The sequence below is a fragment of the Enterobacter sp. RHBSTW-00593 genome (assembly GCF_013784105.1).
Taxonomy (GTDB): Bacteria; Pseudomonadota; Gammaproteobacteria; order Enterobacterales; family Enterobacteriaceae; genus Enterobacter; species Enterobacter ludwigii.
Map to the genome: position 1 here is coordinate 2,916,354 of NZ_CP056393.1, position 18,711 is coordinate 2,935,064.

The window sequence follows — 18,711 nt, forward strand, 5'->3', positions numbered from 1 at the left end:
TCACCTCGGATTGGCTGGTGGCGATGTTGGAACGGCAGCCGAAGGAACGGCCCCAGGCTGTTTTAAATCGTCCAGTGACTCATTCTGACTTTCGGCGTTTTCGTGCAGGATGGCCTGCTCCGCCTGCTGGTTCAGCACTAAAAGACTGATACGACGGTTGATGGCGTCATCCGGCCCGCGGTCAGTGACTCGCATGGTTGATGCCATGCCGACCACGCGCAGTACCTTGCCATCATCAAGCCCACCTGCCACCAGCTCGCGACGCGAGGCGTTGGCACGATCGGCAGAAAGCTCCCAGTTGCTGTATCCCTTCTCACCCGTGGCGTACGGGAAGTCATCCGTGTGTCCAGACAGGCTGATACGGTTAGGAATACCGTTCAGCACTGGCGCAATGCCGCGCAAAATGTCGCGCATGTATGGCTCAACTTCCGCGCTCCCCGTTTTGAACATCGGGCGATTCTGGCTATCAATAATCTGTATACGTAAACCTTCCTGCACCAGATCGATCTTCAGGTGTGGTCGCAGGGCACGCAGTTTAGGATCCGCCTCAATCAGCTGATCGAGATCGCCGCGCAGTTTCTTCAGGCGCGCTTGCTCCATGCGTTTTTTCAGCTCGTCGATGTTCGGCTCTTTCTTCACCTCACCCTTCTGCTGGGTGTAATCATCGCCACCGCCAGGGATCGGGCTGTCGCTGTTAGAGATTCGCTGCCCACCGGTCACGGCGGTCGCCAGCGGCGTTCGGAAATACTCGGCAATCTGGATCAACTCTTTCGGGCTGGAGATGGAGATGAGCCACATCACCAGAAAGAATGCCATCATTGCGGTCATAAAATCGGCGTACGCGATTTTCCAGGAGCCATGCGCGCCGTGCCCATGCCCCTTGTGCTTGCGTTTTTTTACGATGACGATCGGATGGGACTGATTTTTCATGCGTCCTCAGTTGTCGTCTGTTGGTTTGGGTTTTTCACCGCACGCACGTGTTCTTCAAGCTCGATAAACGACGGGCGCTCGCTGGAATAAAGCGTTTTACGGCCGAATTCAACTGCGATAGGTGGCGCATAACCGTTGAGGTTAGAGAGCAGCGTGATCTTCACGCACTGCATCATTTTGGTCGTTTCCGCGCTCTTCTGACGCAGAACGCTGGCCAGCGGAGAGATAAAACCATACGCCAGCAAAATACCGAGGAAGGTGCCCACCATCGCATGCGCAATCAGCGCGCCCAGCTCTGCCGCAGGACGATCCGCCGAGGCCAGCGCGTGTACCACGCCCATCACCGCCGCGACGATACCGAACGCAGGGAGGGAATCACCCACCAGTGCCAGGCTGTTTGCCGGCACTTCGGATTCGCTTTCGTGCGTTTCAATCTCTTCGTCCATCAGCGCTTCGATTTCGAAGGTGTTCATGTTGCCGCTGATGATCAGTCGCAGGTAATCGACGATGAAATCCAGCATCATTGCGTCAGCGAGAATACGCGGGTAGCTGGCAAAAATTTCGCTCTCTTTCGGGTTTTCAATATCCCGCTCAAGCGAGAACATGCCCTGCTGACGCGACTTCGCCATCAGACGATAGAGCAGCGCAAGCAGATCCATATACATGCTTTTGGTGTATTTAGAGCGACGGAACAGCAGTGGAATAGCTTTCAGCGTGCCCTTGATCGATTTACCGTTATTACCAACGATAAAAGCCCCTACCCCTGCGCCGCCGATGATAATAAGTTCAGCCGGTTGATAGAGTGCTCCAAGGTGCCCGCCGGTCATCATGTAACCGCCGAAAACTGTACCGAGAACTACCAGGTAACCTAATAAGATAAGCACGACATCATCCTTCCGCTAGTGACTATGGCAAGGATGTTCAGCTCGCAGCGTTTACCGTTTGCGGGGTAAAAAAAAGCAGCGGTAATTGCTTACCGCTGCTGGAATCTTGCCCACACGTTCGGGTTAAACAGCTTGTTCGATCTGTTCATCCAGCAGTTGTGGAATAATATCGGCAGCTTCCCGGGAAAGTTTACGTCTTTTTACTGCTCGGGATGGAGGCTGGCATAAACTACAGGCGAAGCTGCCTGCAGGCTGATGCGCATGGGTAATAAAATTGCCATCGCAGCAATTACAGCGCGACAGCTCAAGCATTCCGCTTTCAACAAAACGCACCAGCGTCCATGCGCGGGTGAGCGCCAGCAAAGGACCCTCGTCCTGCTGCGGGCATTGTTCAAGGTAAAGTTTATACGCTTTGATCACGGCATCAACGCCGCTACACAAACCGGTTTTGAGAAGATACTGCCAGGCATTACAGAACATGGAGGCATGAATGTTCTGTTCCCAGGTCATAAACCAGTCCGTTGAAAACGGCAGCATTCCTTTCGGCGGGGGACTACCACGTAACTCTTTATACAATTTGATGAGGCGACCACGACTCAGCTGAGTCTCGCTTTCCAGCATTTGTAAACGAGCACCGAGCGTAATCAGCTCCATTGCTAACTGTATGTCACGCGCTTCCTGAACAATGCTTTTCTCGCTCATTGCTAGGCCCTTTTCTTACGGGCTGCGTCATCAGGCTGGCTGATTTCGGTAAGCAAGCGAGTGGAAAGAAGAATACCGGTATGGATCTGTTGAAGATCGTCAACACGGGAATCCTGCGTCAGACGCGTGATAGTCTGAGGATTGTCAAAACGGAACTGGCAAACCAGTTGGTTTGTTTCCGCCAGTTTAACCATTTGAGGAAGGGTTAACCCACCCAGCATGGTTGCCATTTCTTCATTAATACCCAGACGAAACATCGCGGACGCCTTGTCCTGACTAATCAAACGCTGCGCGAGCAGTAAATACGACAAATTGATGTCATAGATATGTTTTAGCAACTCGGATGTATGCATTGTTCCCATCCCGAATAACCAACTATTATTTTTATGCGGAAAGACCGCACCCCGTGATGTCGCCGGGAAATCACCCGGTATAAAAAAGAAAAGGCTAAATGCATAGTCGAATTTAGGTTTGTATTCATTGAAACGCGCAACAGCTGAAACGCGGTTACGTCTCTTACACGTTTTATCATTTCTTACAAATAACTAAGATTTTTCCTAATTCGACGCAAACTCTACTCGTCAGTTTTGACACATACAATGCAGCCACCCCCAAATTTAAAAAAAATGTGATCTACGTCACACAATTTAAGTGAATATCTCCCATAAATCCATCAGTATGACTTGTAAATTGGTTATTTTTTGAACGATCGACACTGTTTTCTATTCTTTATGGGCGAATACTCATGCAGGAGTATGAGCAGAAGTGGCATGACATGTGCTGTTCGAAACGTGTCAGCGACCGGATGCGCGTCACAGCGAATCCATCGTAAGGTCACATTTTCATTACCTATAAAAAACATGTAGTTATGCAAAACGCCCATAACAATTGTTTCACATGGTAATCATTAGAAATGTGTTTATAACGCGTTAAAACGATTTAACACCGGAAACGTAAAAAAGTGTGATTCAGGTTAAGTTGTTAATTTTTTTCATTTAGGCACGTTTTCCCGTTATTCTTCTTATAAGAATAATTAATGAATAATTATGATTAGCTTCACACTTATGTCGTATTCACCTCTTGCAGATCCGGTGAAATCGCGGTAATGGTGACTAAGACGCTGTCTTTCAGACACCTAAGGAGTGCGTTATGAGTTACTCCCATCTTCTTGTTTCTGTTGCGGTTTCGCCCGAAAGCCATGAACTCATCGCCCGGGCGGTTTCCATTGCCAGACCGCATAATGCCCGTATCAGCCTGATCACCCTCGCGCCCGAGCCTGAGATGTATAATCAACTGGCTGCCCCCATGCTGGAAGATATTCGTGAGGTATTACAGGAAGAAACGCAGCAATTTATGCGCGAGCTGGTAGAAAAGGCGCAATATCCTATATATGACACCATTATTGCGACAGGGGAGCTTAATGCGCATATTCTCAGCATATGCAGTAAGCAGAATATTGATTTAGTAATATGCGGGAATCATAACCACAGCTTTTTTTCTCGCGCAGCCTGTGCGGCGAAATCGATTGTCGCGTCAAGCCAGGTGGATGTGTTGTTAGTGCCTCTTGGGGGTCGTTAAACCCCCAGAGGAAAATCAGGCGAGTTTAGGGAATGTCGCGATCTTTTTTTGCAGATGGCCTTCATTACTCTGCGGGGCAATATCACGAAGATCGCGAATAAAACGCGCCTGCCAGTGGTTAATATCGTTCTTACGGATCGTTTCCATCATCTCGGCATGGCGGGAAATACGCTCCGTGAGCGGCATCGTCAGCGCACGGTTGAGGGCATTCGCCACGTCGTCACGATCGTAAGGGTTGACGATAAGCGCAGACGTCAATTCATTGGCGGCCCCGGCAAACTGGGAAAGCACCAGCACACCCGGATCGGCGGGGTCCTGGGCGGCGACGTACTCTTTCGCGACCAGGTTCATCCCGTCCCGCAATGGCGTAACCAGCCCGACATCCGCATAGCGGAACACTTTCATCAGGATCTTACGGTCAAAGTGTTGATTGAGATAAAAGAGTGGCGTCCAGCCCAACTGACCGTAGCGGCCATTAATGCGCCCTGCTTCCGTCTCCAGCTGGTGACGAATATCCTGATAAGCCTGCACTTCACCGCGCGAGGTGGGCGCTATCTGCGTATAGCGGATTTTACCGTGATGCTGCGGGTACTTTTCCAGCAGCGTTTCATACGCCAGGAAACGTTCCGGCAGCCCTTTGGAATAATCAAGACGTTCCACCGAGAAGATATTCTTCACGTGCTTGAGTTCATTCTTAAGCTGCGCCAGTTTGGGCGGCAGCGGACCGGAAGCCTGCTCGGCAATCTCTTCAGGTTCAATACCGATGGGATACACTTCAGTGTGGAATGTCTTGCCCCAGGCCGTATGGGTTTTCCCCCCTTTGGTCACCACTCGCGTTTTGCCGGACACAGAATCAAGGAACGCAAGTCGATCATTCTCGGTCTGGAAGCCCAGCAGATCGTAGTCACACAGCGCATCCAGCAACTCTTCATGCGGCGGCAGCGCGGTAAAGATTTCCGGCGTCGGGAACGGAATATGCAGGAAAAAACCAATCCGGTTATTCACTCCCCTTTTACGCAACTCTCTGGCGAAGGGCAGCAGGTGATAATCGTGGATCCATAAAATATCGTCTTCCTCGATTAAAGGCAGCAGTTTATCCGCCAGCAGCGAATTCACCCGCGTGTAGCCTTCAAAGGACTCGCGCTGGAATTTGACCAGATCCAGACGATAGTGAAACGCTGGCCACAGCACAGCATTGGAGAACTGCGAGTAATACTCGTCATAATCTTTTTCGTTTAACGCAAACGACGCCCACGTAATATTTCCCCGCGTCACTTTCTTGAGCGGTTTCTGTTCTTCACTGATTTCACCATTCCAGCCAAACCACAGCCCACCGGCGGCTTTTAAGGCACCTAATACCCCAACCGCCAGGCCACCTGCACTGGATTTTTTATCATCAGGCGGTGCAATTCGGTTAGAGACGACGACTAAGCGACCCATAATGATTTCCCCCTTTGTTTTGCGCTATTTGTTGTTGTTGCTGGTTAGCGATGTCAGATATCCACTGCCAGACGCTGGCGACATCCGCCAGACGCCATTCGGCGACAGTCTCACCAGGCCCGACCTTGATGGCGATCCCTCCGGCCTGATTCACCACACGAAACCCTGCCTCATCGGTCAGGTCATCCCCAATAAAAACGGGCGTCCTGCCGTTAAAAGGCGGTGTCGCCATAAACGCCGCAATCGCCGCGCCTTTATTGATCCCTTTAGGTTTAAGCTCCACCACGCATTTACCCGGCTGTAGCGCCAGCTCCGGATGTGCATTTGCTATAGCGGTCGCAAGCGCAAGCACAGCCGCTTCGTGCTGCGGCGCCTGGCGATAATGCAGGGCAAAAGCCATCCCTTTGGCTTCAAGCTCCGTACCGGGCAGTTCCGCCAGCGCAGACGAGAGTTGTACCTGTAGCGCCTGGATTAATGCGTCGGGGAGTGAAACGATATGCGTTTGATCATGGATGTCGCGGCGCTCCGCTCCGTGTACACCGGCCAGCGGAAAGCGATAAGGCCTGGCAAGCTGGTCCAGTTCGGCCATCGAGCGCCCTGATATCAATGCCACTGCTCCCTCAGTCATCTGCGAGAGCTGATGCAACTTCTGAAGAACCGTGGCGGGGATCGCCACCAGGTCAGGATGCGGCTTTATCTCGGCGAGCGTACCGTCGAGATCAAAAAAGAAAGCATAGTGTCCGGGCAGTACAGGCGGTGCAGTTAACAAGTCAGCCACCCTATTCCTCCTTACGGTTTACGAGAGGTAAACGCCTTTACCTCTTTCATAGCCATGTAAGTATAGACAGTGTGACGTCGCTCGCCATTTGACAACCACCCCGCCAGCAAAACTGGCGAGGCGGTTCGGGGGTCAGCTAAGGTTATTAGTTGAGCAATATAAAGATAGGAAAAACCTCAGACGGTACGCTTCGCTTTTTGCTTGTAACGGTCGAATATCACCGCTGCCAGCAGGATCAGGCCACGAACGACGTACTGAGAGAACGGCGAAATATTGAGCAGGTTCATGGCGTTCTCTACCGTCCCCAGGATCAGGATACCGGCCACCACATATGAGATTTTTCCGATGCCGCCTTTCAGGGAAACGCCCCCCAAAACACAGGCTGAAATGACGATCAGCTCATAACCGATAGAGGTCATTGGCTGGCCACTGGTCATTCGCGACGCCAGAATAATCCCTGCGGCTGCAGAGACCAGCCCGGAAAGAACAAAGATAATAATCTTGGTACGCACCACCGGCACACCGGCCAGACGTGCGGCTTCTTCATTGCCCCCGATAGCCAGGGTATTACGGCCAAACGTGGTCCGGTTGAGCAGGAACCCGAACAGGATAAGACAGGCCACGGTCAGCCAGATTGGCGCTGGCAGCCCCAGCCAGTTAGCGTAACCGAGGGTAAAGAAGCGCTCGTCTTCAATCCCCACCGCTTTACCGTCAGAGATGATATAGGCAAGACCACGCACAATTTGCATGGTCGCAAGCGTTGTGATCAGGGCGTTAATCTTCAGACGAGCAATGACAAAGCCGTTCACCAGACCGCTGAGCACGCCCAGTAACAGACCCGCCAGCACGCCAATCCACAGGCTCTCCGTCATGTTGATTACCACAGCCGTGGTGACACCGGCACAGGCAATAACCGAGGCCACCGACAGGTCAAAATCGCCCGAGGCCAGACAGAACAGCATACCGCAGGCCACCATGCCGGACATGGAAATGGCCAGCCCCAGCCCTTTCATATTAATAAAGGTGGCAAAATTAGGAACGAAGATCGCACAGGCGACAAACAGGGCGGCAAAGACCACCAGCATGCCGTACTGATCCCAGATTCGGCCAAAACTGAACGCCGACTTTGGCGCTCCGGATGTAGTAACAGAGGACATCATTAACTCCTTACTCAGGCGACAGCCTGGCTGACTTTAGGCATGGCGAGATTCAAAGCCTGTTGTTCATTCGCCTGTTCATGAAGCAATTCACCGGCAATTTCACCTTCACGCATGACGACAATGCGATCGGCGACGCCAAGCACTTCAGGCAGATCGCTGGAGGCGAAGAGCACCGCCACGCCGCGTTTTGCCAGTTCATAGATCACGTTATAAATCTCGTGTTTTGCCCCCACATCGATACCGCGCGTCGGCTCGTCCAGTAAAATGACCTTCATATCCTCCGACAGCCAGCGGCCCAGAATGGCCTTCTGCTGGTTGCCCCCGGAAAGATTCATGATCAGCTGTTCCGGTCCCGGCGTTTTGATATTGAGTGAACGAATGTGGTGATCGGCATTGCTCGATTCCCAGCTATCGTTGATCAGGCATCCTGCGCGGATAAATTTGCGACGGGCGGAGATATTGATGTTGTCACGCACCGAATGCACCGGAATAATCCCCTCCGCTTTGCGATCTTCCGGGCAGAGCATCATGCCTGCCTTAATCGCGTGGGCGGGCTTCTGAATATCCACCGCTGCGCCGTCAATAGACACCACGCCTTCGGTAATGCGCGTGCCGCCGAACAACCCTTTCATTAACTCGCTACGCCCTGCGCCCACCAGGCCGAACAGTCCGACGATTTCACCGCTGCGTACCGATAACGAAACCGGCATGCGTACTCCCGGCGCTTTTACATTATCCAGTCGCAGGCGTTCAGGGCCGTACTCACGCGGTTTCCAGTGGTAAATGTCCCCCAGATCGCGTCCGACCATCGCCTGGACAAGCTGGTCATGGTTCACCTGCGCCATATCGCTAAAGGTGCGCACATAGCGGCCATCTTTAAACACGGTGATGGCATCGCTCAGGGCAAATATCTCTTCCATACGGTGCGAAACATACAAAATCGTGCGCCCTTCCTGGCGCAACTCCCGGATCACGCGGAACAGGTTTTCGATTTCACGTGCGGAAAGCGAACTGGTGGGTTCATCAAAGGCAATAATTCTGGCGTTACGCGCCAGAGCCTTGGCAATTTCAACCATCTGCCACTGGCCGATGGAGAGGTATTTCAGCGGCGTCTGAGGATCGACGTCCAGCCCAAGATGTTTAAGCTGCAGCCCTGCTTCATAATTAAGTAGCGAACGATTAACCACGCCGCTTTTGTGCGGGAGCTGTCCTAAATAGATGTTCTCGGCCACGGTCATCTCTGGGATCAGGTGCAGTTCCTGATAGATAATGGCCACCCCGGCATTAAGCGCCGCCGTGGTATCAGCAAAAGCCACCTCTTCGCCACGAATGGCCAGTGTGCCGGTCGTAGGGGAATAGTTGCCGCTGAGGATTTTCAACAGCGTGGATTTCCCCGCGCCGTTTTCACCCATCAGAGCATGAACCTGGCCGGGATAGCAGTCGAAACTGATATCGGTCAGCGCGTTAACACCGGGGAACGTTTTCCCGATGCCGCGAAATGAGAGATACGGATCAGACTGTCGCATAACGTCTCCGTGATTCCTGTAGTGTGTACGTCTGGCCCCTCATGGTGAATGAGGGGCGCAATCACAGCGTATTACTTACCGCCCAGTCCTTTTTTCGCCAGTTCCTCTTTGAAGTTGTCGCGGGTAATCAGCACCACGTCGGTCACTTCAGTAAATTTCGGCGGTTCAGCCCCTTTGGTCACCCAGTTGTAGAGCATTTCACTGGATTTGTAGCCGTGTACGTCCGGGCTTGGCAGCAGAGAGCCGTAGAAGCCGGTCGCCTGCGCTTTGGACAGTTCGCTGACGGCGTCAACGCCGTTGATGCCAATACCGATAACATCCGGAGCTTTAAAGCCCTGACCTTCTGTCGCACGCACGCCACCCAGCACGGTGTTGTCGTTCATACCGACCACCAGCCAGTGTTTAACTTCCGGGTGTTGAACCAGCATTGAGTTCGCGGCGTCGAACGCACCGGGGATATCGTTGGATTTGGTGGGAACTTTATAGATCTGTTTTTCCGGGAAGCCGGCGGCCTTCAGAGCGTCCATGGAACCGGTAGTACGACGACGCGCAGTATCCAGCTCATCAGCCGTGATGGCCATGACGCCCGTCTCTTTTACATCCCAGCCGCGCTTTTGCATCTCTTTATAGAGTTCCTGACCCTGGCGCTCACCAATTTTGGTCGCGGCCATCATTACCAGCGGCACGGTGTCCATTGGCTTGCCTTTGGCATTGACGAACTGATCGTCAACGGCAATAACCTTCATGTCGTAACCGCGCGCTTTAGCCGCAATTGCCGACCCCAGTTTTGGATCGGGTGTACAGATAACGAAACCTTTCGCACCGCTGGCCGCCAGGCTGTCGATGGCGTTCAGGGTTTTTTCACCGTCAGGCACGGCGATTTTAATGACGTCAAAACCTAAATCTTTTCCGGCTTTATCGGCGAATTTCCACTCAGTCTGGAACCACGGCTCTTCTGGCTGTTTTACCAAAAAACCGAGTTTTAAATTCTCTGCGATAGCGGATTGTGACATAACAGCAGCCAGACCAACGGCCGCCAGCGCTTTAGTAAATTTGTGCATGGTAAACTCCAGCTTTAGCATTCTTTTCTGTAGGGAATATTTGCGTGCTTCTTATTTAATCGGACTTAAAACAAGGCATTAGCGCTTACCTCGTCATAAGCGTTATTGCTGGTGATAGTTTTAGCGGGAAATTAATCATCCATAAGAGAGCGCCATCACACCGCAGAATTACAGTAATTGCGTACATAAATTCAGCGGAAAATGACATAAAAATGGCAGGAATTGTCGGACAAATGAAACGGGGTTAAGCAGAATTATCCATAAGATCAGCTAAGAAGTCCCTGAGCGCCGGACGCTCTAGCATCCGGCGGGAAATTTACCAGGCGTAATAGATGTGGTCAGCGTGATCGCGAACGGGCGTTTCGTCACCCAACAGTCGAGCAGCCAGGGCCAGCGCAAAGTCAAAAGCATGACCAAGACCTTTGCCACTGAGCAGGTTTTTATCCTGGACGACCGGTGCATCCACATATTCACCGTCTTTTACCGTCTCCCATAAATCCCCGGAGCAGACGTAGCGACGCCCCCGAAGCAGCCCATTTCCCCCCAGCACGCGCGCCGCTGCTGAACAAATAGGGCAAATCAGCTTTCCGCGCGCGTCATGTGCAGAAATAAAACGGATAACCTGCGGATCCGCGGCCAGATTTGCGCTGCCCTGCGGTCCCCCGGGTAGAACAATCGCATCGTAAAGCGAATCGCTGCGTTCTGATAAGGTGCTGTCTGCCACCATGGGAATGTTATGGTAACTGACCACTGCACGCGACTGCGCGCAGGCCAGAGTTTCCACGTCGATGTTCAGCCGGCGCAAAATATCAATGGTGATAATCGCCTCTGCTTCCTCAAAACCGGGTGCCAACAGCACCGCAACCTTTGCCATCATAGACCTCAATGATTGAAACAAGATAAAACAGTGTTTCATTTTTACATAATCATTAAGAACAATCTTGCACAGCGATCACACACTCGCCTTTTTGCGATAAATTGATTTAGCGCAATTTTATTCCTCAAAATATATCCTGATTGATTGATCTGTTTTTCATATCGTGACAGAAGATTCTGTTGCCTTAATATTTTCACTCTTGAAAAAACGAGACAAACAATACCAAAACACATCAAAATCAATAACTTATTAATGTGTTAATTTATATCCACCTGTTTTCATTTCTGTACTATATTAAATTTTGTAATGTATGGTAAACACAGCCTAATTAAGAGTTTTCTTAGACAGAATACAAGGGTATGCTTATTTATATCGAACACAGGAAGTGAATATTCGATCGACTTTTGTCGCCGCAGAAATGCCATTTCTGCATTCCATTAGATGTGCCTGCCGGGTCAGGTTAGCCGCGGACATCACGTCCCACAGTCAATAAGGATATGAGTATGACTACCCAAACGATGATGCAAAAACTCAATGCCCAGTTGAACCTCGAGTTCTATGCCTCGAATCTGCACCTGCATATCAGCTCGTGGTGTTCCGAAAACAGTCTCAATGGCTCTGCCACTTTTTTTCGCAGCCAGGCGCAAAGCAACGTCACCCATATGATGCGTGTTTTTAACTTCATGAAAGCCGCAGGGGCGAACCCAACCGTAAAAGCGCTTGATACGATCGACGATAACTACTCTTCTCTGGAAGAATTGTTTGAGAAAACGCTGGAACAGTACGAACAGCGTTGCAGCACGCTTAACAAACTGGCCGATGAAGCCAGAGCACAACACGACACCAAAACCCTTAAATTCTTACGCGATATGGATAAAGCGCAACAGCAGGACGGCATGCTGCTCAAAACGCTGGCGGACGAAATCCATAACGCGCAGCAGGCGGGTTTATGTCCGGAACAAACCGACCGTCATCTGCTTGACCTTGTGACGGTACAGCACCACTGATCATTTTTCCTGCTCCCTGCCAGGCGCGCTTTTCGGCCTACCGGGAGCAGGTTCCCCTTCTCGTCGCCAACCTTCTGCTTTTGCTCAGATTTAACAAATCAGATCTCGCTCTCAACGATTAACCACACAACATGTAATGATTTATTTAATTACATTATCATTGACGAGGGAGCATCATGATCACCATTGAGTTTATTGTCATCCTCCTCTGCCTGCTGACAGGTACGCGTTTCGGCGGCATGGGGCTTGGGTTGATAAGCGGTATTGGCCTTTTTATTTTATGTTTTGTCTTTGGTCTGCAACCCGGCAAACCGCCGGTTGACGTGATGCTGACCATTCTCGCCGTCATTGGATGTGCCGCAACGCTTCAGACCGCAGGCGGCCTGAACGTCATGATGCAATTTGCTGAGCGCCTGCTGCGCAAACATCCTCAACACATCACGCTTCTCGCCCCTTTTACCACCTGGATGCTGACCTTTCTCTGCGGGACCGGACACGTGGTGTACACCATGTTTCCCATCATTGCGGATATCGCCCTGAAAAAAGGGATCCGCCCGGAACGCCCAATGGCCGTGGCATCAGTGGCATCGCAGATGGCAATTACGGCCTCGCCGGTCTCCGTGGCCGTTGTGTCACTGGTCTCCATTCTGGGCGCGCAGCATGGGCTCGGCCACGCGTGGGGAATACTGGAAATTCTCGCCGTCTCGGTTCCTGCCTCACTGTTCGGTGTGGCGATTGCTGCGCTGTGGAGTTTGCGTCGTGGGAAAGCGTTAGCGGACGATAAGGAGTTTCAGGAAAAGCTCAAAGATCCGAAGCAGCGTGAATTCATCTACGGCGGGACGGAAACGTTAATGAATCAACGTTTTCCAAAACAGGCCTACTGGTCCACGTGGATTTTCTTCGCCGGCATTGCCGTGGTTGTCCTGCTGGGGGCATTCCCTGACCTGCGCCCTGCATTTGAGATAAAAGGAAAAATGACGGCGTTGTCGATGAACCTTGTCATCCAGATGATGATGTTAATTGCCGGTGCCGTAATGCTGATGGCCTGCAAGGTCAATGCGTCTGCCATTTCTAACGGCGCGGTGTTTAAGGCGGGTATGGTCGCGATCTTCTCGGTGTTCGGGGTGGCGTGGATGAGCGATACCTTTTTCCAGGCGCATCTTGATGAGTTAAAGCTGGCGCTGGAAGGCGTGGTGAAAAGCCATCCGTGGACCTACGCGATTGTGCTGTTCCTGGTATCAAAGCTGGTGAACAGCCAGGCGGCAGCCCTGACGGCCGTTGCGCCTATGGGGCTGATGCTGGGAATCGACCCGAAAATGCTGATCGCCTTTTTCCCGGCCTCTTACGGCTATTTTGTCCTGCCGACCTACCCAAGCGATTTAGCCTGCATCGGCTTTGACCGTTCGGGCACAACCCGCATCGGCAAATTTATCATTAACCACAGCTTTATTCTGCCGGGATTAATTGGCGTTAGCTGCGCGTGTGCGGCGAGCTATCTGCTGGTACAGACGTTCTTTTAAGGTGAGCGAAGGGCGACAAACGGTCGCCCTTTTTAGCGTCAGGCGGGCTTTAGTGAGACTCGCCCTGCGGCGTGAATCGCAGTTCAATCAGCGCGATAGCTTTCTGAATAGCGCGAAGCGTGACCGGGTCAGCCGCAGCGGGATGGCTGTTGAAATCGATATTTTTCAGCTGCGTGGACATCTTCTCGCGCACTTCAACCGGCGCAATAACGTCCAGGACATCAAGGATTTGTTTGATAACTAACTGACAGGCGACAACGTCAGACACCAGTTCCTGATCGGCGCTCAGGTTTTGTGACATGGGGCTTTCTCCTTATTTAAAGGCCGCCATAGTAACAAAACGCAGGCCCATTCATCTCCCTCTCGTCGCTTACGGGCACAAAAAAACCCGCCGAAGCAGGTTTTTTTCATCAGAACATTGCGCCCGGTGGCACATCTTTAAAAGTGTTGCAGTAGTTAGCCCACATACTTTTCAGGATTTTGCGAAGTTTCATCAGGTAGCTCCATTAACTTGTTATACAACTTTATCGTCAATGTGCTTATAATATGACCATCGTCACAAAAATCAATATTTTTGTGACGCGCATCACAATTTTATTCTTCGTGCCAAACCTGAAAAGTGGGGCTCACGGCACCTGAAAGCGTCAGCCTACGATCCCGCGAACAAAAGCTTCAATCTCTTTGTCCTGGCAATTCTCAAAGAAGCACTGCTGGAAACGTTGACCCGAAACGGCCGTCTTCACCAGCTCGGGATCGATTGCGCGCAGCGTATCCAGATAGTTTTCTTTCACGACCGCCGCTTTAACCTGGTTCAGAATACCGGCGTTACGCACCTGCGGCTCTTTGCGCTCGGGCGGATAACCTTCACCGTTTCGACCAGTGAACGCTTTTTCAAAGATAAACCGAACGTTCAGTTCAGCCCCCCAACCGAAGCCTTTGGCAAACGGCAGGGAGAGCGCGTTACCGTTGTTGATCTGAGCAAACAGGAACGCATCCGCAGGATCAATGCAATAGCCGCAGATGACGCCCGGGTGGATGTTCAGCGACATCAATGCTCCCTGCCCCGTACCGCAGCCGGTCACAACAAAATCAACGGCTTTCGCATTCAGTAAAATGCTCGCCATAATCCCCAGATGGATATAGGTCAGGTGATGGTCATTCTCGTCGCTCATGCCCACGTTATAAACCGGGAACCCTTTTTCATCGGCTACCGTTTTCAACTCTTTCAGTATCACTGGGTTTTTCGCGGCCTGGCTGTTTTCCATCATCAGTGCAATTTTCATTTCATCTCTCCTGAATGCGTGGCGGGAGATCCCGCTATGGATACCTTTACCTGTTCACCCTACTATCAAACAAACAACCTTTCAAATTAAATGAAAGGTTGTTTTAAAAAAAACAAAGACAGGTTCACAATTTAGCGAGAATGAGACCGTACGCCAAACATGCATTAAAAAGTTAAAGCAAACCTGTTGCCGCTTCAGCCCGTTAGCTAGACTGCAAAAGTACACGCTAAAACCGTATGGGGTTGACCTGTGAATCAGCGCTGCCGGATGCTTCGCTCCCTCTTTCTACTCGCGTTGACGGGTCTGTTGCTTGTTTGCCCCCCTGCCCGGGCAGAAGAGCCTGTACCGGTCTGGATCTTTGATGCTAACAACTTCGAATTCTGGCGCACACCGCAAGGAGAGTGGCAGGGTTTTTATCCTGAACTGATTAAGGCCATCAATAAACAGGCGGGTACGCAGCTGCAGCTGCGGCCGCTCTCCGGAGCCGATATTAGCCAGCGTTTTGCACAAAATGAGTATGGCGTGTATGCCGGGGTATTGCGCACGGAGAAGCGAGCCAGAACCAAAATTCTCTCAGCACGTTTATTTGATAACGACGTGGTGGCCGCCAGTCCATCGATGACGGTGACAACCGCCGGGCAGCTCAGTCATGCCCGGGTGCTGTTCCGTAAAGACGACGCGACGCTCGACAGCGTGCAACAACGTTATCCCGACCTTAAATTTCGTTCTCTGCGCCTCGTCGCCACCAGCGACGAGGCTTTTCGCTTACTGAGCGACAACCAGGCTGATTTCTATATTAATGACGCTCCGGAGATGGAAAATACCCAGCGCTATTATCTGGTCTCCCGGCCCTTTCCTGAGCTACGCATTCCTGTCGTCCTCGCCTTCAGCCCTGACCTGCTTCCCCTGCGGGATAAAATCAATGCGCTAATTGGCACCTGGTATCGCAACGGCGAAATCAACACGATGCTGGAGGAGAGCAAGCGCAATTACCTGCTAAGCCGTATCACCCTGTCAGAGGAGGAGCGAACCTGGATCGCGCATAACCGCCTGCAGATCAACCTGCCCAAAAACGAGAATTTTGCCCCGCTTATCTGGCGGGACAGCAAGGGCTACCACGGCACAGCCATTGATATGATTAACGACATGCGCGATTTACTGGGCATGAAGGTTGATGTCAATTTTATCGATCACTATTCGAGTCTTCCGCGACAGCAGTGGGCGGTTCGATTGATTGATATCGTTGATCGAAGCGACAGTGCGCATGCACAGGGTCGTATCGGCCCCGACATCGCCTGGCACAACGCCTATTACAATCGCAGCAGTCAGCCCTTCTTGTGGAACGAAGAGAGTATTCGCAGCCAGCGCGTCGGCGTAATCGACGGTTCGTTTGCCGCAGCCTATTTACGCCAGCGTTTTGGCAGCGATGTGATCATCGTGACCCGGCCAACCATTGACGGTCTTATCGACGCGATTGAGAACGATGAGATTGACTATATTCTGGGCGACCTCAGTTCGCTGGAGTCCACGCTTCGCGGCAACGAGTTGTTTCGCGGGGTGCTGAAAGTCGCGGGGGTCACCCGCTCTGAGTTTATTATTGGCCCGTGGGTGGATCCGCAGCATCCGCTCTTTCATCTGCTGACTCAGGTTCATCGCCTGTCAGAATACCGCACGCAAATAGAACGTCAGGATGAGCAGAGTTACTTACCCGATTTTTCTAAAAACACGCTGAAGATTATCAGCGTGATTTTGCTGATCGTGGCCCTGTTCAGCATCGGTATGCTGATCATGATGCGTCGCCATTTACGCCAGAACCGGATGGTTAACCGCAATATGGTGCAGGCGCTGGAGAAGGTAAACCGCGCGCACGATGACGAGACCGGCAGCCATATTCAGCGCGTCGCCCGATATTGCGGCTTGATGGCGCGTGAGCTGGGGCTTTCGCGCAAAAAGACCCGTGAGATAGAACATTTTGCCTCACTTCACGATGTCGGAAAAATTGCCGTGCCGGAGCGTATTCTGCGTAAGCAAGGCCCGCTGACCCAGGACGAGTTTGCCGAGATGAAACTTCATACCGTGAAAGGGTGGCGGATTATTCAGGGCTTAGAGCTGGGCGCAGTTGCGGAGAATATTATCCATTTCCATCATGAAAAATGGGATGGCAGTGGATATCCGCAGGGGCTGCGGGGAGAACAGATCCCGCTGGAAGCCCGCATTCTGGCGCTGGCCGATGTGTATGATGCCCTGAGGCAAAAGCGGGTCTATAAGCCGGGATTCACACACGAGCAAGCCTGCAAAATCATTCTGGAGGGTGACGGCCGCCATTTTGACCCGCAGCTTATTGCGCTGTTTCGCCTGCATCATCTTAAGTTTAAAACCATTTTTGACAGTCTGGCCGACTAAACGGCCCGTCGCAAAGAGAAAGCGCAGATTGCCCGGCTATTCCTGGCATTGCGACTCACATCTGCAGGTACGATAACGTATTTCCACTCACTCAGAGCGAACCATGAAAAGAGTCTTCGTCGCCGGTACGATCCTGCTGCTGGCGGGCTGTAACATTAATCGCCAGGCTGAGGTCAGCACCCTGGACGCGCCAAACGGCATCGTCCGCCTCGACTACGGGCAAGCAATGCTGCAAAACGCCTATTCCGATGAGTATGTTAATAACGGCACCGCAGCTAAAGCGTGTCAGAGCATGGGGTATGCCACCGCCTCTGCCTATGGCCAGCCCATTAAAACCTGCACCCTGACCAGCGGCTCTCTGTGTCTCAATGAGAGCGTGACGATCCAGTATAAATGCATGGGCTTTGCCGTAAACCCTAAGGCAAATAACCCGTGGTATTAATCTGTGCTGCCAGTATTGACTGGCAGTGTATTTCATTACGAACAAAAACAATTCTCATTAATAAAAATATAAATCGGCAATGCGTTTTATTCCCATTCGTATTTTAAATAAAGAAATAATTATTTTACGTTTTGCAAATAATTAAATAACAAATTATAGTGTCGCTCATTGTGAACCAGAATTAATAACCCGGAGCGTCACCGTGCTGAAAACTGAAATGATCGACAAGCTCAATGCACAAATGAACCTTGAGCTTTTTTCATCCCTTCTCTACCAGCAGATGAGCGCCTGGTGCAGCTACCACAGTTTTGAAGGCGCTGCCGCCTTCCTGCGCCGCCACGCGCAGGAAGAGATGACCCACATGCAGCGTCTGTTTGATTATCTGACTGACACGGGCAGCCTGCCGCGCATCGATAACGTTGCGTCCCCGTTTGCCGAGTATAATTCGCTTGATGAGCTCTTCCGTGCGACCTATGAGCACGAGCAGCTGATTACGCAAAAAATTAACGAACTTGTTCATGCGGCAATGATCGGCCAGGATTATCCGACCTTTAATTTCCTGCAGTGGTACGTGGCAGAGCAACACGAAGAAGAGAAACTGTTTAAATCCGTGCTGGATAAATTGTCTCTGGTGGGGAAAACAGGCGAAGGTCTTTACTTTATCGATAAAGAACTTTCTACCCTCGATACACAGAAATAATATTGCTGCGGTGCTGTTTTCAGCGCCGCACTTTTTATTCTCCGCGCACAGATTTACATACACCCCGCACAGCTTGTACACCGCCAGTCCTGCGTATTGACCGCCTGGTAAAAATACCGGTAGTTAGCCGTCTCCAGCGGAATACCGGCGTCAAAAAAAACATCTGTCAGCCAGTCTACGTTTTCGATGATCCACTCATCTTCTTTTAGCCCCTGCGCAAAGGTGTCGTCCTCAGGATCGATGATCGAATAAATGGCCCAGGTGCCCATATCCTTTTCACGACGCGATTCAGGAAGCTGCAGGGCCTGGTTCTGCCAGCTGATTATCCAGTGACCATGGCACAGTAAATTACCGCCCCGGCTCCACGCCGCGGTAAAGGGATTATTTCCCGCCATCTGCCCTCACTTTATTTGAAAACTT

Annotated in this window: 20 protein-coding genes; 6 read left to right on the forward strand and 14 right to left on the reverse strand. The window is 51.5% G+C overall.

Annotation, left to right across the window (positions count from 1 at the left end; all coding sequences use genetic code 11):
• From motB to flhD, 4 genes are all read right to left on the reverse strand, one after another.
• Positions 1–930, reverse strand: a complete 930-nt coding sequence (motB, locus tag HV242_RS13815) for a flagellar motor protein MotB (protein ID WP_014170676.1) — start codon at positions 928–930, stop codon at positions 1–3.
• Positions 927–1,814: a flagellar motor stator protein MotA gene (gene motA, locus HV242_RS13820; protein ID WP_008500417.1), complete on the reverse strand. Its 888-nt coding sequence runs from the start codon at positions 1,812–1,814 to the stop codon at positions 927–929. The genes motB and motA overlap by 4 nt, the downstream gene beginning before the upstream one ends.
• A 123-nt stretch (positions 1,815–1,937) precedes the next feature.
• Positions 1,938–2,516 carry a flagellar transcriptional regulator FlhC gene (flhC, locus tag HV242_RS13825; protein WP_014170677.1) on the reverse strand — a complete coding sequence of 193 codons (579 nt, stop codon included), beginning with the start codon at positions 2,514–2,516 and terminating at the stop codon, positions 1,938–1,940.
• A gap of 2 nt (positions 2,517–2,518) precedes the next feature.
• On the reverse strand, positions 2,519–2,869 hold the full coding sequence (flhD, locus tag HV242_RS13830; protein WP_020883374.1) for a flagellar transcriptional regulator FlhD: 351 nt from the start codon (positions 2,867–2,869) through the stop codon (positions 2,519–2,521).
• A gap of 796 nt (positions 2,870–3,665) precedes the next feature.
• On the opposite strand from flhD, the gene uspC reads away from it, so the two are divergent.
• Positions 3,666–4,094 carry a universal stress protein UspC gene (uspC, locus tag HV242_RS13835; RefSeq protein WP_047356873.1) on the forward strand — a complete coding sequence of 143 codons (429 nt, stop codon included), beginning with the start codon at positions 3,666–3,668 and terminating at the stop codon, positions 4,092–4,094.
• A gap of 15 nt (positions 4,095–4,109) precedes the next feature.
• On the opposite strand, the gene otsA is transcribed toward uspC, so the two are convergent.
• The 6 genes from otsA to HV242_RS13865 all read right to left on the reverse strand — a co-directional run bounded on the left by otsA (position 4,110) and on the right by HV242_RS13865 (position 10,933).
• Positions 4,110–5,534, reverse strand: coding sequence for an alpha,alpha-trehalose-phosphate synthase (otsA, locus tag HV242_RS13840; protein WP_014170680.1), 1,425 nt, complete (start codon positions 5,532–5,534; stop codon positions 4,110–4,112).
• Positions 5,509–6,312: a trehalose-phosphatase gene (gene otsB, locus HV242_RS13845; protein ID WP_014170681.1), complete on the reverse strand. Its 804-nt coding sequence runs from the start codon at positions 6,310–6,312 to the stop codon at positions 5,509–5,511. Before otsB ends, otsA begins: the two co-directional genes overlap by 26 nt.
• 176 nt (positions 6,313–6,488) lie before the next feature.
• A complete protein-coding gene (gene araH, locus HV242_RS13850) occupies positions 6,489–7,469 on the reverse strand; it encodes an arabinose ABC transporter permease AraH (RefSeq protein ID WP_014884358.1) in 981 nt (326 codons plus the stop codon).
• A 14-nt stretch (positions 7,470–7,483) separates the two neighbouring features.
• Positions 7,484–8,998, reverse strand: a complete 1,515-nt coding sequence (gene araG / locus HV242_RS13855) for an L-arabinose ABC transporter ATP-binding protein AraG (protein ID WP_050736994.1) — start codon at positions 8,996–8,998, stop codon at positions 7,484–7,486.
• A 71-nt stretch (positions 8,999–9,069) separates the two neighbouring features.
• On the reverse strand, positions 9,070–10,059 hold the full coding sequence (gene araF / locus HV242_RS13860; protein ID WP_020883371.1) for an arabinose ABC transporter substrate-binding protein AraF: 990 nt from the start codon (positions 10,057–10,059) through the stop codon (positions 9,070–9,072).
• 316 nt (positions 10,060–10,375) lie between these two features.
• The gene (locus HV242_RS13865; protein WP_032679709.1) at positions 10,376–10,933 is read right to left on the reverse strand and encodes a DJ-1 family glyoxalase III; all 558 of its coding nucleotides are present in this window, start codon (positions 10,931–10,933) and stop codon (positions 10,376–10,378) included.
• 506 nt (positions 10,934–11,439) lie between these two features.
• On the opposite strand from HV242_RS13865, the gene HV242_RS13870 reads away from it, so the two are divergent.
• Entirely contained in the window at positions 11,440–11,943 is a 504-nt protein-coding gene (locus HV242_RS13870; protein ID WP_020883369.1) for a non-heme ferritin-like protein, read from the forward strand.
• A 176-nt stretch (positions 11,944–12,119) separates the two neighbouring features.
• Positions 12,120–13,463: an anaerobic C4-dicarboxylate transporter gene (locus tag HV242_RS13875; RefSeq protein ID WP_020883368.1), complete on the forward strand. Its 1,344-nt coding sequence runs from the start codon at positions 12,120–12,122 to the stop codon at positions 13,461–13,463.
• Between the two features lie 49 nt (positions 13,464–13,512).
• On the opposite strand, the gene HV242_RS13880 is transcribed toward HV242_RS13875, so the two are convergent.
• The 3 genes from HV242_RS13880 to HV242_RS13890 all read right to left on the reverse strand — a co-directional run bounded on the left by HV242_RS13880 (position 13,513) and on the right by HV242_RS13890 (position 14,746).
• Positions 13,513–13,764, reverse strand: coding sequence for a DUF2766 family protein (locus HV242_RS13880; protein ID WP_014170688.1), 252 nt, complete (start codon positions 13,762–13,764; stop codon positions 13,513–13,515).
• 109 nt (positions 13,765–13,873) lie between these two features.
• Complete coding sequence (gene azuC, locus HV242_RS13885; RefSeq protein ID WP_014832437.1) at positions 13,874–13,957, reverse strand: stress response protein AzuC; 84 nt, start codon at positions 13,955–13,957, stop codon at positions 13,874–13,876.
• A gap of 150 nt (positions 13,958–14,107) precedes the next feature.
• Positions 14,108–14,746, reverse strand: a complete 639-nt coding sequence (locus tag HV242_RS13890) for an RpiB/LacA/LacB family sugar-phosphate isomerase (RefSeq protein ID WP_020883367.1) — start codon at positions 14,744–14,746, stop codon at positions 14,108–14,110.
• A 249-nt stretch (positions 14,747–14,995) separates the two neighbouring features.
• On the opposite strand from HV242_RS13890, the gene HV242_RS13895 reads away from it, so the two are divergent.
• The 3 genes from HV242_RS13895 to ftnA all read left to right on the forward strand — a co-directional run bounded on the left by HV242_RS13895 (position 14,996) and on the right by ftnA (position 18,291).
• Positions 14,996–17,149: an HD domain-containing phosphohydrolase gene (locus HV242_RS13895; RefSeq protein ID WP_237760688.1), complete on the forward strand. Its 2,154-nt coding sequence runs from the start codon at positions 14,996–14,998 to the stop codon at positions 17,147–17,149.
• Between the two features lie 103 nt (positions 17,150–17,252).
• Positions 17,253–17,591 carry a YecR family lipoprotein gene (gene yecR / locus HV242_RS13900; RefSeq protein ID WP_020883365.1) on the forward strand — a complete coding sequence of 113 codons (339 nt, stop codon included), beginning with the start codon at positions 17,253–17,255 and terminating at the stop codon, positions 17,589–17,591.
• A gap of 202 nt (positions 17,592–17,793) precedes the next feature.
• On the forward strand, positions 17,794–18,291 hold the full coding sequence (gene ftnA / locus HV242_RS13905; protein WP_014170693.1) for a non-heme ferritin: 498 nt from the start codon (positions 17,794–17,796) through the stop codon (positions 18,289–18,291).
• A 53-nt stretch (positions 18,292–18,344) separates the two neighbouring features.
• Here the strand turns inward: ftnA and HV242_RS13910 are convergent, their stop codons facing one another.
• The gene (locus tag HV242_RS13910; RefSeq protein WP_025203830.1) at positions 18,345–18,686 is read right to left on the reverse strand and encodes a hypothetical protein; all 342 of its coding nucleotides are present in this window, start codon (positions 18,684–18,686) and stop codon (positions 18,345–18,347) included.
• Positions 18,687–18,711 lie beyond the last annotated feature (25 nt).

Bases quoted from the DNA above. Each gene is read 5' to 3' on its own strand.
- motB (WP_014170676.1), bottom strand. From the start codon at position 930: ATGAAAAATCAGTCCCATCCGATCGTCATCGTAAAAAAACGCAAGCAC.
- flhC (WP_014170677.1), bottom strand. From the start codon at position 2,516: ATGAGCGAGAAAAGCATTGTTCAGGAAGCGCGTGACATACAGTTAGCA.
- flhD (WP_020883374.1), bottom strand. From the start codon at position 2,869: ATGCATACATCCGAGTTGCTAAAACATATCTATGACATCAATTTGTCG.
- uspC (WP_047356873.1), top strand. From the start codon at position 3,666: ATGAGTTACTCCCATCTTCTTGTTTCTGTTGCGGTTTCGCCCGAAAGC.
- otsA (WP_014170680.1), bottom strand. From the start codon at position 5,534: ATGGGTCGCTTAGTCGTCGTCTCTAACCGAATTGCACCGCCTGATGAT.
- araH (WP_014884358.1), bottom strand. From the start codon at position 7,469: ATGTCCTCTGTTACTACATCCGGAGCGCCAAAGTCGGCGTTCAGTTTT.
- araG (WP_050736994.1), bottom strand. From the start codon at position 8,998: ATGCGACAGTCTGATCCGTATCTCTCATTTCGCGGCATCGGGAAAACG.
- araF (WP_020883371.1), bottom strand. From the start codon at position 10,059: ATGCACAAATTTACTAAAGCGCTGGCGGCCGTTGGTCTGGCTGCTGTT.
- HV242_RS13865 (WP_032679709.1), bottom strand. From the start codon at position 10,933: ATGGCAAAGGTTGCGGTGCTGTTGGCACCCGGTTTTGAGGAAGCAGAG.
- HV242_RS13870 (WP_020883369.1), top strand. From the start codon at position 11,440: ATGACTACCCAAACGATGATGCAAAAACTCAATGCCCAGTTGAACCTC.
- HV242_RS13875 (WP_020883368.1), top strand. From the start codon at position 12,120: ATGATCACCATTGAGTTTATTGTCATCCTCCTCTGCCTGCTGACAGGT.
- HV242_RS13880 (WP_014170688.1), bottom strand. From the start codon at position 13,764: ATGTCACAAAACCTGAGCGCCGATCAGGAACTGGTGTCTGACGTTGTC.
- azuC (WP_014832437.1), bottom strand. From the start codon at position 13,957: ATGAAACTTCGCAAAATCCTGAAAAGTATGTGGGCTAACTACTGCAAC.
- HV242_RS13890 (WP_020883367.1), bottom strand. From the start codon at position 14,746: ATGAAAATTGCACTGATGATGGAAAACAGCCAGGCCGCGAAAAACCCA.
- yecR (WP_020883365.1), top strand. From the start codon at position 17,253: ATGAAAAGAGTCTTCGTCGCCGGTACGATCCTGCTGCTGGCGGGCTGT.
- HV242_RS13910 (WP_025203830.1), bottom strand. From the start codon at position 18,686: ATGGCGGGAAATAATCCCTTTACCGCGGCGTGGAGCCGGGGCGGTAAT.